At 62.8% G+C, this 14040-nt stretch carries 12 protein-coding genes; 9 read left to right on the plus strand and 3 right to left on the minus strand.

The genetic code is table 11. From position 1 onward, the window contains the following. Positions 1-155 precede the first annotated feature (155 nt). The 8 genes from rnr to POF53_RS06540 all read left to right on the plus strand — a co-directional run bounded on the left by rnr (position 156) and on the right by POF53_RS06540 (position 9882). A complete protein-coding gene (gene rnr, locus POF53_RS06505; RefSeq protein ID WP_498966892.1) occupies positions 156-2732 on the plus strand; it encodes a ribonuclease R in 2577 nt (858 codons plus the stop codon). Next, on the plus strand, positions 2729-3475 hold the full coding sequence (gene rlmB, locus POF53_RS06510; RefSeq protein ID WP_203650176.1) for a 23S rRNA (guanosine(2251)-2'-O)-methyltransferase RlmB: 747 nt from the start codon (positions 2729-2731) through the stop codon (positions 3473-3475). Before rnr ends, rlmB begins: the two co-directional genes overlap by 4 nt. Before the next feature lie 292 nt (positions 3476-3767). After that, entirely contained in the window at positions 3768-4193 is a 426-nt protein-coding gene (rpsF, locus tag POF53_RS06515) for a 30S ribosomal protein S6 (protein WP_011535936.1), read from the plus strand. 28 nt (positions 4194-4221) lie between these two features. Beyond that, the gene (rpsR, locus tag POF53_RS06520) at positions 4222-4452 is read left to right on the plus strand and encodes a 30S ribosomal protein S18 (RefSeq protein WP_003249563.1); all 231 of its coding nucleotides are present in this window, start codon (positions 4222-4224) and stop codon (positions 4450-4452) included. Between the two features lie 35 nt (positions 4453-4487). Beyond that, the gene (locus tag POF53_RS06525; protein WP_203650179.1) at positions 4488-5354 is read left to right on the plus strand and encodes a YybS family protein; all 867 of its coding nucleotides are present in this window, start codon (positions 4488-4490) and stop codon (positions 5352-5354) included. Between the two features lie 20 nt (positions 5355-5374). Continuing rightward, the gene (gene rplI, locus POF53_RS06530; protein ID WP_011535934.1) at positions 5375-5821 is read left to right on the plus strand and encodes a 50S ribosomal protein L9; all 447 of its coding nucleotides are present in this window, start codon (positions 5375-5377) and stop codon (positions 5819-5821) included. 113 nt (positions 5822-5934) lie between these two features. Continuing rightward, on the plus strand, positions 5935-7332 hold the full coding sequence (gene dnaB, locus POF53_RS06535; RefSeq protein ID WP_110735182.1) for a replicative DNA helicase: 1398 nt from the start codon (positions 5935-5937) through the stop codon (positions 7330-7332). A gap of 252 nt (positions 7333-7584) precedes the next feature. Next, positions 7585-9882: a YgiQ family radical SAM protein gene (locus POF53_RS06540; protein ID WP_498966895.1), complete on the plus strand. Its 2298-nt coding sequence runs from the start codon at positions 7585-7587 to the stop codon at positions 9880-9882. 129 nt (positions 9883-10011) lie between these two features. On the opposite strand, the gene POF53_RS06545 is transcribed toward POF53_RS06540, so the two are convergent. Further along, positions 10012-10599: a cytokinin riboside 5'-monophosphate phosphoribohydrolase gene (locus POF53_RS06545; RefSeq protein WP_498966897.1), complete on the minus strand. Its 588-nt coding sequence runs from the start codon at positions 10597-10599 to the stop codon at positions 10012-10014. 346 nt (positions 10600-10945) lie between these two features. Here POF53_RS06545 and azu point away from each other — a divergent pair, with 346 nt between their 5' ends. Beyond that, on the plus strand, positions 10946-11395 hold the full coding sequence (gene azu, locus POF53_RS06550) for an azurin (RefSeq protein WP_498966899.1): 450 nt from the start codon (positions 10946-10948) through the stop codon (positions 11393-11395). Between the two features lie 128 nt (positions 11396-11523). Here the strand turns inward: azu and nadE are convergent, their stop codons facing one another. Beyond that, the gene (gene nadE, locus POF53_RS06555) at positions 11524-12351 is read right to left on the minus strand and encodes an NAD(+) synthase (RefSeq protein ID WP_232856632.1); all 828 of its coding nucleotides are present in this window, start codon (positions 12349-12351) and stop codon (positions 11524-11526) included. Positions 12352-12354: 3 nt separating this feature from the next. Then, on the minus strand, positions 12355-13560 hold the full coding sequence (gene pncB, locus POF53_RS06560; protein WP_203650205.1) for a nicotinate phosphoribosyltransferase: 1206 nt from the start codon (positions 13558-13560) through the stop codon (positions 12355-12357). Between the last annotated feature and the right edge of the window lie 480 nt (positions 13561-14040).

Below are 14040 nucleotides of genomic sequence, written 5' to 3' on the forward strand. Positions count from 1 at the left end.
AACGAAAAAAAATTCAAAAAATTCAACTTGTTGATTCCGCAGGCCTATTGCTGCACGACGGACGCACTGCCGGGGCTGTCCAAGGCTGACATTTCCGGTTTCAATACGCCTATGCCAGAATTCATATCTATATACCCCAAGGTGAACCCCTTCTGATGGCCGATTGGCAATCCCTCGATCCCGAGGCCGCTCGCGAAGCGGAAAAATACGACAACCCCATCCCCAGCCGTGAGCTGATCCTGCAGCGCCTGGCCGACCGTGGCGAACCGGCTGCCCGTGAACAGCTGGCTGAAGAGTTCGGTCTTTACGAAGAAGACCAGATCGAAGCCCTGCGTCGCCGCTTGCGTGCCATGGAACGCGATGGCCAGCTTATCTATACCCGGCGCGGCACTTATGCCCCGGTAGACAAGCTCGACCTGATCTGCGGCCGTGTTTCCGGCCACCGTGACGGCTTCGGTTTCCTGATCCCCGACGACGGCAGCGAGGACCTGTTCCTCAGCCCGGCACAGATGCGCCTGGTGTTCGACGGCGACCGCGGCCTGGCCCGGGTGTCCGGTGTCGACCGCCGTGGCCGCCGCGAAGGCGTGCTGGTCGAAGTCATCTCCCGCGCCCATGAAAGCGTGGTCGGCCGCTACTTCGAAGAGGGCGGCATCGGCTACGTGACCCCGGACAACCCGAAGATCCAGCAGGAAGTGCTGGTCACCGCCGGGCGTAACGGCGGCGCCAAGATCGGCCAGTTCGTGTCGATCAAGATCACCCACTGGCCAACCCCGCGCTTCCAGCCCCAGGGCGACGTGATCGAAGTGATCGGCAACTACATGGCGCCGGGCATGGAGATCGACATCGCCCTGCGCAGCTATGACATCCCGCATGTCTGGCCGCAGGACGTGATCAAGGAAGCGCGCAAGTTCCGCTCCGAAGTCGAGGAGAAGGACAAGGAGAAGCGCATCGACCTGCGCCATCTGCCGTTCGTCACCATCGACGGCGAGGATGCCCGCGACTTCGACGACGCCGTCTATTGCGAACCCCTGGGCAAGCTGCGCCTGTTCTCCGGCGGCTGGCGCCTGTATGTGGCGATCGCCGACGTGTCCAGCTACGTGCGCCTGGGCTCGGCCCTGGACGTCGAAGCCCAGCAGCGTGGCAACTCGGTGTACTTCCCCGAGCGCGTGATCCCCATGCTGCCCGAGGAACTGTCCAACGGCCTGTGCTCGCTGAACCCGCACGTCGATCGCCTGGCCATGGTCTGCGAAATGACCATGAACAAGGCCGGCCAGATGGTCGACTACCAGTTCTACGAAGGGGTGATCCACTCCCACGCCCGCCTGACCTACAACAAGGTCAGCAGCATGCTCGAGCATGCCCGTACCCGTGAAGGCAAGGCGCTGCGTGAGGAATACAAGGAAGTCCTGCCGGACCTGAAGAACCTGTACAACCTGTACAAGGTGCTGGTCGACGCCCGTCACACCCGTGGCGCGATCGATTTCGAAACCCAGGAAACCCGCATCATCTTCGGCGAAGACCGCAAGATCGACGAAATTCGTCCGACCGTGCGCAACGACGCCCACAAGCTGATCGAGGAGTGCATGCTGGCGGCCAACGTCGCCACCGCCGAATTCCTGCAGAAGCACAACGTGCCTTCGCTGTACCGCGTGCACGACGGTCCGCCACCAGAGCGCCTGGAAAAACTGCGCGCCTTCCTCGGTGAACTGGGCCTGAGCCTGCACAAGGGCAAGGACCCGTCGCCGAAGGACTACCAGGCACTATTGGCGAGCATCGCCGGGCGCCCGGACTTCCACCTGATCCAGACCGTCATGCTGCGCTCGCTGAGCCAGGCGGTGTACAGCGTCGAGAACAACGGCCACTTCGGCCTGAACTACGAGGCCTACACCCACTTCACCTCGCCGATCCGCCGCTACCCGGACCTGCTGGTGCACCGTGCCATCCGCAGCGTGATCCGCTCCAAGGTCGATACCCCGCACGTCAAGCGGGCCGGCGCCATGAGCATCCCCAAGGCGCGCATCTATCCGTACGACGAGAACAGCCTCGAGCAGATGGGCGAGCAGTGCTCGATGACCGAGCGCCGCGCCGACGAGGCCACCCGCGATGTGGTCAACTGGCTCAAGTGCGAGTACATGCGTGATCGCGTGGGCGAGACCTTCCCGGGCGTGATCACTGCGGTGACCGGTTTCGGCCTGTTCATCGAGTTGACCGACATCTATGTCGAAGGCCTGGTGCATGTCAGTGCCCTGCCGGGCGACTACTACCACTTCGACCCGGTGCACCACCGCCTGTCGGGCGAGCGCAGCGGTCGCAGCTTCCGCCTGGGCGATACGGTGGAAGTCAAGGTCATGCGCGTCGACCTCGAACAGCGCAAGATCGACTTCGAGATGTCCGAGAAGACCGTTACCGCACCGGTTGGCCGCAAGCCGCGCAGTGCCGCAGCGCAGCCTGAAACCGAAAAGGCTCCCGCCGCCGAAGCGAAGATTTCGCCCAAGCCGCGTAGCCGCAAGAGCGAAAGCGTCGACGCCTACTTCCCGAAGGACGCCGTGCAGCGCAACGCCGAGGTGCGCAAGAGTCGCGAGATGAAGAAGGCGCTGATGGGCGAGGCGCGCGCCAGCGGCCATGCCGGCAGCAAGTCGGAGAAGGGTGGCAAGTCTTCCGGCAAGCCGACCAAGCATCGCAAGGGGCCGCCCAAGTCCGGCGCGCCACGTAAAGGCAAGAACAAGTCATGAGTCAGCTGGAAAAGATCTACGGTGTACATGCGGTGCAGGCACTGCTGCAGCACCACCCCAAGCGCGTCAAGCAGATCTGGCTGTCCGAAGGGCGCAGCGAACCGCGCATCCAGGCCTTGCTGGCCCTGGCCGCGGAAAACCGCGTCCAGGTCGGCCAGGCCGAGCGCCGTGAGCTCGACACCTGGGTCGAGGGCGTGCACCAGGGCGTGGTCGCTGAGGTGAGTCCGAGCCAGGTGTGGGGCGAGTTGATGCTCGAGGAGTTGCTCGAGCGCACCGAAACGCCGCCGCTGATCCTGGTGCTCGATGGTGTCACCGATCCGCACAATCTCGGTGCCTGCCTGCGCACCGCCGATGCTGCCGGCGCCACCGCCGTGGTGATCCCCAAGGACAAGTCCGCGAGCCTGACCGCCGTGGTGCGCAAGGTGGCCTGCGGCGCCGCGGAAGTGATTCCGCTGGTGGCCGTGACCAACCTGTCCCGCACCCTGGAAAAACTCCAGCAGCGTGGCCTGTGGGTGGTCGGCACTGCCGGCGAGGCCGAGCAGGAGATCTACCAGCAGGACCTGACCGGCCCACTGGTGATGATCATGGGCGCCGAAGGCAAGGGCATGCGCCGCCTGACCCGCGAGCACTGCGATTTCCTGGTCAAGCTGCCGATGGCGGGCAGCGTCAGCAGCCTCAACGTCTCGGTGGCGACCGGGGTGTGCCTGTTCGAGGCCGTGCGTCAGCGCCAGATCAAACGCTGATGGCTTGATATCGGGCGGCGTGGGAGCGGCCTTGCCCCGCGATGGTGGTGGACTCGACATCGCATCGCGGGGCAAGCCCGCTCCCACGCTCCATGATTGCCCGCGAAATATGTTTCCGGCTGTTCAAATATTCGCCAATCACCTTGCTTGTCCCCCCGGCCTTCTCTACAATTGCGCCCCTTGCCAGCTGGCCGGTGCGCATGCGCCTACACGCCGGGGCAAGACTTACAGTGTCATTCACTCCTTGTCTGACCAGATTCGCTGGCAGACTACTAACCCGTAAGGAGCATTCATGCGTCATTACGAAATCATCTTCCTGGTTCACCCGGACCAGAGCGAGCAAGTCGGCGGCATGGTTGAGCGTTACACCAAGCTGATCGAAGAAGACGGCGGCAAGATCCACCGTCTGGAAGACTGGGGCCGTCGTCAACTGGCCTATGCAATCAACAATGTTCACAAGGCTCACTACGTGATGCTGAACGTTGAGTGCACCGGCAAGGCCCTGGCCGAGCTGGAAGACAACTTCCGCTACAACGATGCCGTGATCCGTAACCTGGTCATCCGTCGTGACGAAGCCGTTACCGGCCCGTCCGAGATGCTCAAGGCAGAAGAGAACCGCAGCGAGCGCCGTGAGCGTCGCGAACGTCCTGAGCATGCTGATGGCGCCGAAGGCGACGACAGCAATGACAGCGACAACAGCGATAACGCTGACGAGTAATCCACGGACCTTTTGAGGAGCCTATTACATGGCACGTTTCTTCCGTCGTCGTAAATTCTGCCGCTTCACTGCTGAAGACGTGAAAGAGATCGACTTCAAAGATCTCAACACCCTGAAAGCTTACGTATCCGAAACCGGCAAGATCGTTCCAAGCCGCATCACCGGTACCAAAGCTCGTTATCAGCGTCAGCTGGCTACCGCTATCAAGCGCGCCCGCTTCCTGGCCCTGCTGCCCTACACCGACAGCCACGGCCGCTGAGACCGGGTCGTCGACTTAAGTAGCAAGGGATAAGCATGCGAGCGTTAGCTGGTTTCATCATGCGCGGTCGTGTGCAGGCCACCCTCGTGGTGGTCATCAGCGCGGTACTGCCGCTGCTGTTCTGGTTGAGTGCCGCCGCCGGGAGCCTGGTGCTCCTGCGGCGCGGGTTCAAGGACGCGTCATCGGTCATCGCCTGGGGCCTTTTGCCAGCGTTGATCATCGCGTTCTTCGGCGAACCAAGCACCTTGCTGGTGCTGTTGGGAACGCTGGGTCTGGCCGCCTTGTTGCGGGCCGGGCATTCCTGGACCCGGGTGCTGCTGTCCAGTGTCGCATTAGGCTTGCTGTACAGCCTGATCCTGGACGCGGTGATGCGCGAGACCTTCGAGGTGCTGGCCAAGGCGCTTGAAAAAGCCCTGCCGCAGATCGAGGGCCAGCCGGTACTACCTGGTGAGCTGATCGGCCCTTTGCTGGTCGCTTCCAGTGCGGTAATGCTGCAGCTGTTCAGCCTGCTGGCTTTGATGCTGGCGCGCTATTGGCAGGCGGCGTTGTACAACCCTGGTGGTTTCGCCCGCGAGTTTCGCGAGCTGAGGCTGCCGCTGGTACCAATGCTGGTGCTGGTGTCATTGATGGTGCTGGGCCCGTTCCTCGGGTCGTCGTTCATCGTCCTGGCCTCCGCCTCCAGCCTGGTGCTGCTGCTTGCTGGCATCGCCCTGGTTCATGGGCTGGTGGCACAGCGGCGACTGGCCGGTTTCTGGCTGGTGGGGATGTACGTGACGCTGCCGCTGCTCATGCAGCTGATGTATCCGTTGCTCGTGGTTTTGGCCATTGTCGACAGCCTGATTGATTTTCGCGGTCGCAAGTCCCCTTCACAGGGTGACGACTCCGCGAACGGTGAAGGTTAAAAGTTAAGAGGTTTTACCAAATGGAACTGATCCTGCTGGAAAAAGTCGCCAACCTGGGCAACCTGGGCGACAAAGTAAACGTTAAGGCTGGTTACGGCCGTAACTTCCTGCTGCCATTCGGCAAGGCCACCGTTGCCAACGCCGCCAACCTGGCCGCGTTCGAAGAACGCCGCGCCGAGCTGGAAAAAGCCGCAGCAGACAAGAAAGCTTCGGCTGAAAGCCGCGCTGCCCAACTGGCCGAGCTGGAAGTGACCATCACTGCCACCGCTGGCGACGAAGGCAAGCTGTTCGGTTCGATCGGCACCCACGACATCGCTGACGCCCTGACCGCCTCCGGCGTTGAAGTGGCCAAGGCTGAAGTTCGTCTGCCGAACGGCACCATCCGTCAGGTTGGCGAATACGACGTAGCCGTGCACCTGCACAGCGACGTTGAAGCCACCGTACGCGTGGTTGTCGTAGCTGCCTAAGCTGCCTTAATCGACTGGCTCCTCGTGGGTCAGGCGGTTAACATCGGGCACGGTCCTGTTTTGTGCAGGCCGTGCCCTTTGTCTTTTTCATCTTCCAGAATTCTTTCGTGGCCATGAACGAGATCACCACCCCCGAACAACTCGACCTGCAAACCGCTGCCCTGAAGGTGCCGCCGCATTCCATCGAGGCCGAACAGGCCGTGCTCGGTGGCCTGATGCTGGACAACAACGCCTGGGAGCGGGTGCTCGACCAAGTTTCGGACGGCGACTTCTACCGGCATGACCACCGCCTGATCTTCCGTGCCATCCACAAGCTGGTGGATGCTAACCAGCCGTTCGACGTGGTGACCCTGCACGAGCAGTTGGACAAGGAAGGCGTGTCCACCCAGGTCGGTGGCCTGGCCTATCTGGCCGAGCTGGCCAAGAACACCCCGTCGGTGGCCAACATCAAGGCCTACGCCGCGATCATCCGCGAGCGGGCCACGTTGCGTCAGCTGATCAGCATCAGCACCGACATCGCCGACAACGCCTTCAACCCCCAGGGGCGCAACGCCGAAGAGATCCTCGACGACGCCGAGCGGCAGATCTTCCAGATCGCCGAGGCGCGACCGAAGACCGGTGGCCCGGTGGGGGTCAACGAGCTGTTGACCATGGCCATCGACCGCATCGACACGCTGTTCAACTCCGACAGCGACATCACCGGCGTGTCCACCGGTTACACCGACCTGGACGAGAAAACCAGTGGCCTGCAGGCGGCCGACCTGATCATCGTCGCCGGCCGTCCCTCGATGGGCAAGACCACCTTCGCCATGAACCTGGTGGAAAACGCTGTGTTGCGCAGCGAGAAGGTAGTGCTGGTGTTCTCCCTCGAGATGCCCGGTGAGTCGCTGATCATGCGTATGCTTTCGTCCCTGGGCCGGATCGACCAGACCAAGGTGCGTTCCGGTCAGCTGGACGACGACGATTGGCCACGGCTCACTTCGGCGGTCAACCTGCTCAACGACCGCAAACTGTTCATCGACGACACTGCCGGCATCAGCCCTTCGGAGATGCGCGCACGGACCCGCCGACTGGCGCGTGAGCATGGCGAGATCGGCATGATCATGGTCGACTACCTGCAGTTGATGCAGATCCCGGGTTCGGCCGGCGACAACCGCACCAACGAGATTTCCGAGATCTCCCGCTCGCTCAAGGCGCTGGCCAAGGAATTCAACTGCCCGGTGATCGCCCTGTCGCAGCTCAACCGCTCCCTGGAGCAGCGCCCCAACAAGCGCCCGGTCAACTCCGACCTTCGTGAATCGGGTGCGATCGAGCAGGACGCCGACGTGATCATGTTCGTCTACCGCGACGAGGTGTATCACCCCGAGACCGAGCACAAGGGCGTGGCCGAGATCATCATCGGCAAGCAGCGTAACGGCCCCATCGGCTTCGTGCGCCTGGCGTTCATCGGCAAATACACCCGCTTCGAGAACCTCGCGCCGGGCATGTACAATTTCGACGACGACGAATAAAGGCTGCCCAGGAACCCTGTAGGAGCGGCCTTGTGCCGCGAAAGGGCCGCAAGGCCCCAGCATTTTGCACTACTGCTGAATTGCTGGGGCCGCCATGCGGCCCTTTCGCGGCGCAAGGCCGCTCCTACAAAGACCGTGCCCACCACGTTATTCGTCTGCCCCATGAATCCGACCACTACCGTCGGATTTGGTCAAAATTTGTGCTATATTCCGCGCCCGCGATTTTCCTGCACATTAGAACCGGTCACTGACATGCAAGCAGCCAAACCACTCTACGACTATCCCAAGTACTGGGCCGAATGCTTCGGGCCAGCGCCTTTCCTGCCGATGAGCAGGGAGGAGATGGATCAGCTCGGCTGGGATTCCTGCGACATCATCATCGTGACCGGTGACGCCTACGTCGACCATGCGTCGTTCGGCATGGCCATCATTGGCCGCCTGTTGGAAGCCCAGGGTTTCCGCGTGGGCATCATCGCCCAGCCGAACTGGCAGTCGAAAGACGACTTCATGAAGCTCGGCGAGCCGAACCTGTTCTTCGGTGTGGCTGCGGGCAACATGGACTCGATGATCAACCGCTACACCGCGGACAAGAAGATCCGTTCCGATGACGCCTACACTCCCGGCGGCATGGCCGGCAAGCGTCCGGACCGCGCCAGCCTGGTGTACAGCCAGCGCTGCAAGGAAGCCTACAAGCACGTGCCGATCGTGCTCGGCGGCATCGAGGCCTCGCTGCGCCGCATCGCCCACTACGATTACTGGCAGGACAAGGTCCGCCACTCGATCCTGGTCGACGCCAGCGCCGACATCCTGCTGTACGGCAACGCCGAGCGGGCGATCGTCGAGGTCGCCCAGCGCCTGTCCCAGGGTGAAAGCATCGAGCACATCACCGACGTGCGCGGCACCGCGTTCATTCGCCGCGACACGCCGCAGGGCTGGTTCGAGATCGACTCCACCCGCATCGACCGTCCGGGCCGGGTCGACAAGATCATCAACCCGTACGTGAACACCCAGGACACCCAGGCCTGCGCCATCGAGCAGGCCAAGGGCGAGCAGGAAGACCCGAACGAAGCCAAGGTCGTGCAGATCCTCGACAGCCCGAGCGTCACCCGCGAGAAGTCGGTGATCCGCCTGCCGTCGTTCGAGAAGGTACGCAACGACCCGGTGCTCTATGCCCACGCCAACCGCGTGCTGCACCTGGAGACCAACCCGGGCAACGCCCGCGCCCTGGTGCAGAAGCATGGCGACGTGGATGTGTGGTTCAACCCGCCACCCATCCCCATGACCACCGAGGAAATGGACTACGTGTTCGGCATGCCCTACGCGCGTATCCCGCACCCGGCCTATGGCAAGGAGCGCATCCCGGCCTACGAGATGATCCGCTTCTCGGTGAACATCATGCGTGGCTGCTTCGGTGGCTGCACCTTCTGCTCGATCACCGAGCACGAAGGCCGGATCATCCAGAACCGCTCCCACGAGTCGATCCTGCACGAGATCGAGGAGATGCGCGACAAGGTGCCGGGCTTCACCGGCGTGGTCTCCGACCTCGGCGGCCCGACCGCCAACATGTACCGCATCGCCTGCAAGAGCCACGACATCGAGAAGCATTGCCGCAAGCCGTCGTGCGTGTTCCCGGGCATCTGCGAGAACCTCAACACCGACCACAGCTCGCTGATCGAGCTGTACCGCAAGGCCCGTGCCTTGCCGGGGGTGAAGAAGATCCTGATCGCCTCGGGCCTGCGCTACGACCTGGCGGTCGAGTCGCCGGAATACGTGCGCGAGCTGGTCACCCACCACGTCGGCGGCTACCTGAAGATTGCCCCGGAGCACACCGAGCGTGGCCCGCTGGACAAGATGATGAAGCCGGGCATCGGCACCTACGACCGCTTCAAGCGCATGTTCGAGAAGTTCTCGAAAGAGGCGGGCAAGGAGCAGTACCTGATCCCGTACTTCATCGCCGCGCACCCGGGCACCACCGACGAAGACATGATGAACCTGGCCTTGTGGCTCAAGGGCAACGGTTTCCGCGCCGACCAGGTGCAGGCGTTCTACCCCTCGCCGATGGCCTCGGCCACGGCCATGTACCACTCGGGCAAGAACCCGCTGCGCAAGGTCACCTACAAGAGCGAAGGGGTGGAGATCGTCAAGAGCGAGGAGCAGCGCCGGTTGCACAAGGCGTTCCTGCGCTACCACGATCCGAAGGGCTGGCCGATGCTGCGTGAAGCGCTGCAGCGCATGGGCCGCGCCGACCTGATCGGGCCGGGCAAGCACCAGCTGATCCCGCTGCACCAGCCAGCCACTGATACCTACCAGAGCGCCCGGCGCAAGAACTCGACGCCGGCCGGCAGCCACAAGGTGGGCAAGGACCAGAAGATTCTCACCCAGCACACCGGCCTGCCACCGCGCGCCAGTGACGGCAGCAATCCGTGGGACAAGCGCGAGAAGGCCAAGGCCGAGGCGTTCGCCCGCAACCAGCAGGCGGCCAAGGAACGCAAAGAGGCAGCCAAGGGCGGCAAGGGCAAGAAGCCGCGTCAGCCGGTTATTCCGCGCTAACTGGTCCATTTTTGGGCTGCTGCGCAGCCCATTCGCGGCACAAGGCCGCTCCTACAGGGAATCGCATTCACCTGTAGGAGCGGCCTTGTGCCGCGAAAGGACCGCAAAGCGGTCCCAGGATTTCAGCCTTCAATCCGGCTGTTTGTCGACCCACTTCGGCAACACCGGCGACTCGAACCGCTCCATCCCCTCCAGCAGCTCATCCGGCAGCTGCCCCAGCAACAGCATCGCCCGGTGCTGCGGCCGCACGAAGCCCTCTTCGACGATTTGGTCGAGGAACCCGCCCAGCTTTTCATAGAACCCGTTCACATCCAGCAGCCCCAACGGCTTGGCGTGATAGCCCAACTGCCCCCAGGTCCACACCTCGAACAGTTCCTCCAGCGTGCCCAGACCACCCGGCAGGGCGATGAAGGCATCGCTGAGCTCGGCCATGCGCGCCTTGCGCGCATGCATGCCATCCACCACTTCCAGGCGAGTCAGGCCCTTGTGGCCGATCTCGGCGTTCATCAGGCTCTGGGGAATGATGCCGATGACTTCGCCACCGGCGGCCAGGGCGGCATCGGCGACGGTGCCCATCAGGCCGACCGCGCCACCGCCGTAGACCAGGGTCAGACCACGGCGGGCGATGGCCTGGCCAAGGGCGATGGCAGCTTCGCGATAGGCGGGGTTGGCACCGATGCTGGCGCCACAGAAGACACAAACGGAACGTACAGGCATTGCTTATCTCCCTTTACATGCGCGCACAGGGTAAGGCGCATGCCTGTCGCTTCCAAGGGGGGAGATCACTCGGGGCGGGCGAATTCGCAGATGGCGCCACTGGCTCCGTGGGCGTAGGCGGCGAGCAGACTGTTCATGAAGCTGGAAAGGGACATTTCATTCAACTCCTAAATGAGAGGTTGTCCCATCGTCTATCAAGAGGGCATGATGTGCACTTTGATTGGTTGTATACAATCCATTGAACAAATCTACTGCCTGGCCACTTGACACCCCTTGACCCACATCAGGTACGGGCGTCCTGTTTTCAGGCAATCTCGCAATTGATAAAACCCTGCCAAGGAGATTCATGATGTTTGCGAAAGCTGTAGCGGTATCCCTGCTGACCCTCGCCAGCGCCTCTGTCTTTGCCGCCGACTGCAAGGTGACTGTCGACTCGACCGACCAGATGTCGTTCAACACCAAGGAATTCACCATCGACAAGAGCTGCAAGACCGTCGAGATCGAACTGACCCACGGTGGCAGCCTGCCGAAGAACGTCATGGGCCATAACCTGGTCATCAGCAAGACCGCCGACATGCAGGCCATCGCCACCGAAGGCATGTCGCAAGGCCTGGACAAGGACTACATCAAAGCCGACAACGCCGCGATCATCGGCCACACCAAGATGATCGGTGCCGGCGAGAAAGACACCATCAAGCTCGACACCTCGAAGCTGGAAGCCGGTGGCGACTACAGCTTCTTCTGCACCTTCCCGGGCCACATCTCGATGATGAAGGGCAAGGTTGTCGTCAAGTAATGACGATTTGAAACTTGGGAGGGCTTTGCCCTCCTTTCGCGGCACAAGGCCGCTCCTACAGGAGAGTGCGTATCCTCTGTAGGAGCGGCCTTGTGCCGCGATGGGCCGCAAAGCGGCCCCGCCAGGCCTCACGGCGCGAACGGCAGCTCGCGCTTGTGCTGGGTCTTGCGGTAGGTGGCGACGATGATGTCGAACGCTGCCTGGTCGACCGGCTGCCCATGCAGGAACGCATCGATCTGCTGGTAGGTCACGCCGTGTGACGCCTCGTCCGGCTTGCCCGGTTCGAGGTCTTCCAGGTCCGCGGTCGGCACTTTCTCCACCAGCGACTCTGGCGCGCCGAAGCTGCGGGCGATGGCCCGCACCTGGTTCTTCACCAGCCCGCTCAGCGGCGCCAGGTCGCACGCCCCGTCACCGAACTTGGTAAAGAATCCCATCACCGCCTCGGCGGCGTGATCGGTGCCGATCACCAAACCCGCGCGGGCACCGGCGACGGTGTACTGGGCGACCATGCGGGTACGCGCCTTGACGTTGCCGACAACGAAGTCCACCAGGGTCGGCGAGCCGTTCTTCAGCTCCTGAACTTCCGCCGCCAGGGCTTTCACCGCCGGGGCGATGTCGATGGTGTGCACCTCGTTGGCCTTGATCACGTCCAGGCAAGCCTGGGCGTCGTGCTCGTCGTGCTGCACCTGGTACGGCAGGCGCACGGCGATGAAGGTGTAGGCCTGGTCGCCGGTCTCGCTGCGCAGCTCGTTGATGGCGCGCTGGGCGAGCAGGGCGGCGGTCAGCGAGTCGACGCCGCCGCTGATGCCCAGTACCAGGGTCTTGAGCCGGGCATTGGCCAGGCAGTCCTTGATGAAGGCCACGCGCCGGGCGACTTCCCGCTCGAGGGCGGCGGCGTCTGCGAACGGCGGCTGCACCTTGAGCGCCCGGGCAATCTCTTGCTGAACGGCTTGCATGGGTTACTCCTTGCTGGGGACTTTGAATACGTGACGCAGGTAAGTGACGAAGTTCTCGTCGCGGCACTGGGTCTTGGCGGCTTCGTCGGAGATCTTCGCCACTGGCGAGCCGTTGCAGTCGGTCATTTTAAGCACGATGTTCATTGGCGCCACGCCGGGGATGTCGCAGGTCAGGTTGGTGCCGATACCGAAGCTGACATTGATGCGCCCGCGCAGGGCGCGGAAGATCTCCAGCGAGCGGGTCAGGTTCAGGCCGTCGGAGAACACCAGGGTCTTGGTCATCGGGTCGATCCCCAGTTTCTGGTAGTGGGCGATGGCCTTCTCGGCCCAGGCCACCGGCTCGCCCGAGTCGTGGCGCAGGCCGTCGAACAGCTTGGCGAAGTACAGGTCGAAGTCCTGGAGGAAGGCATCCATGGTGATGCAGTCGGTCAGGGCGATGCCGAGCAATCCACGGTATTCGCGGACCCAGCAGTCCAGCGCGGCGATCTGGCTGTCGATCAGCCGCGGGCCGAGCTGCTGGTGGGCCATGATCCACTCGTGGGCCATGGTGCCCAGGGGCTTGATATCCAGTTTCCATGCCAGGTCGACGTTGCTGGTGCCGACGAAGCGGCCCGGGAACTCATCGCGCAGCACCCGCACCACTTCCTCCTGCACACGGCTGGAGAAACGCCGGCGGGTGCCGAAGTCGGCCACCTGCAGGTGGGCCAGTTCGTCGTCGCTGGCGTGGGCGCGCAGCCAGTCGAACTTGCGGTGCAGCTGGTCGCGGGCTTCGGCCAGGCGCATGCGCGGGTGCAGGTGGCGGTTGCGCACCTCGCTGATGATGGCCAGCAACGGCACCTCGAAGAGGATCACATGCAGCCAGGGGCCGCGCAGGCGCAGGAACAGCTGATCGTTTTCGATACCGATGCGCACATAGCGCAGGTTGAAGCGGAACAGGCGCAGGAAGCGCAGGAAGTCCGGCTTGAGGAAGCTGATGCGCTCGAGGAAGGCCAGTTGGTCATCGTCCAGGGTCAGCTCGCTGAGCAGTTCGAGCTGGTTGCGGATCTCGCCCAGGTAGGGCCGCAGGTCTTCGCCATTGCGGCAGCGGAATTCCCATTCGACGTCGGCGTCCGGGTAGTTGTGCAGGACGGCCTGCATCATCGTCAGTTTGTAGAAGTCGGTGTCGAGCAGGTTGTGCACGATGCGCTCGGCGAATGCGCTCTCGCTCATCAGGGGGAAGCTCCAAGGCGGGCAATGGCGGCTATTGTGCCAGCCTTTGGGGTGATATTGCGCCTGTACCGGCCTCTTCGCGGGTAAACCCGCTCCCACAGGTAGAGTGCCATCCTGTGACAGCAACTGTCTTTTGTGGAAGCTGACTCCTCCATGTGAGGCTCAGGCGTCGCGCGGTCCATGTGGGAGCGGGTTTACCCGCGAAGAGGCCAGCTCAGTCAAAGCAGGTGTTTTTCCGTGCACCGACTAGCCTTCTAACGGTGCCGCCTGTAGCAGTCACGCACCAGTGGTGTGCAGTTCGGTGACGTCCGCTGTTACAGGTCGGTTGCACGTTAACACTCGCAAGGGTTGCAATGATGGCGCTCGAAGGTTGCTCCTTGTCTAGGCATGTCGGTAGCGCTCGCTCCGCAATAGACGGTTGCACGCTCAATAAAGAAAAGGCCGCCGGTCGCCACTGTTCACCCCCTGTCGTGTGTTTTC

Source organism: Mitsuaria sp. RG, from assembly GCF_028369275.1.
In the GTDB taxonomy this organism is placed as follows: Bacteria; Pseudomonadota; Gammaproteobacteria; order Pseudomonadales; family Pseudomonadaceae; genus Aquipseudomonas; species Aquipseudomonas peradeniyensis.

What these genes read in the sequence shown, in the direction of transcription:
- rlmB (WP_203650176.1), top strand. Translation starts at nt 2,729, where the DNA reads ATGAGTCAGCTGGAAAAGATCTACGGTGTACATGCGGTGCAGGCACTG.
- dnaB (WP_110735182.1), top strand. Translation starts at nt 5,935, where the DNA reads ATGAACGAGATCACCACCCCCGAACAACTCGACCTGCAAACCGCTGCC.
- POF53_RS06540 (WP_498966895.1), top strand. Translation starts at nt 7,585, where the DNA reads ATGCAAGCAGCCAAACCACTCTACGACTATCCCAAGTACTGGGCCGAA.
- rplI (WP_011535934.1), top strand. Translation starts at nt 5,375, where the DNA reads ATGGAACTGATCCTGCTGGAAAAAGTCGCCAACCTGGGCAACCTGGGC.
- nadE (WP_232856632.1), bottom strand. Translation starts at nt 12,351, where the DNA reads ATGCAAGCCGTTCAGCAAGAGATTGCCCGGGCGCTCAAGGTGCAGCCG.
- azu (WP_498966899.1), top strand. Translation starts at nt 10,946, where the DNA reads ATGATGTTTGCGAAAGCTGTAGCGGTATCCCTGCTGACCCTCGCCAGC.
- rnr (WP_498966892.1), top strand. Translation starts at nt 156, where the DNA reads ATGGCCGATTGGCAATCCCTCGATCCCGAGGCCGCTCGCGAAGCGGAA.
- POF53_RS06525 (WP_203650179.1), top strand. Translation starts at nt 4,488, where the DNA reads ATGCGAGCGTTAGCTGGTTTCATCATGCGCGGTCGTGTGCAGGCCACC.
- rpsF (WP_011535936.1), top strand. Translation starts at nt 3,768, where the DNA reads ATGCGTCATTACGAAATCATCTTCCTGGTTCACCCGGACCAGAGCGAG.
- rpsR (WP_003249563.1), top strand. Translation starts at nt 4,222, where the DNA reads ATGGCACGTTTCTTCCGTCGTCGTAAATTCTGCCGCTTCACTGCTGAA.
- pncB (WP_203650205.1), bottom strand. Translation starts at nt 13,560, where the DNA reads ATGAGCGAGAGCGCATTCGCCGAGCGCATCGTGCACAACCTGCTCGAC.
- POF53_RS06545 (WP_498966897.1), bottom strand. Translation starts at nt 10,599, where the DNA reads ATGCCTGTACGTTCCGTTTGTGTCTTCTGTGGCGCCAGCATCGGTGCC.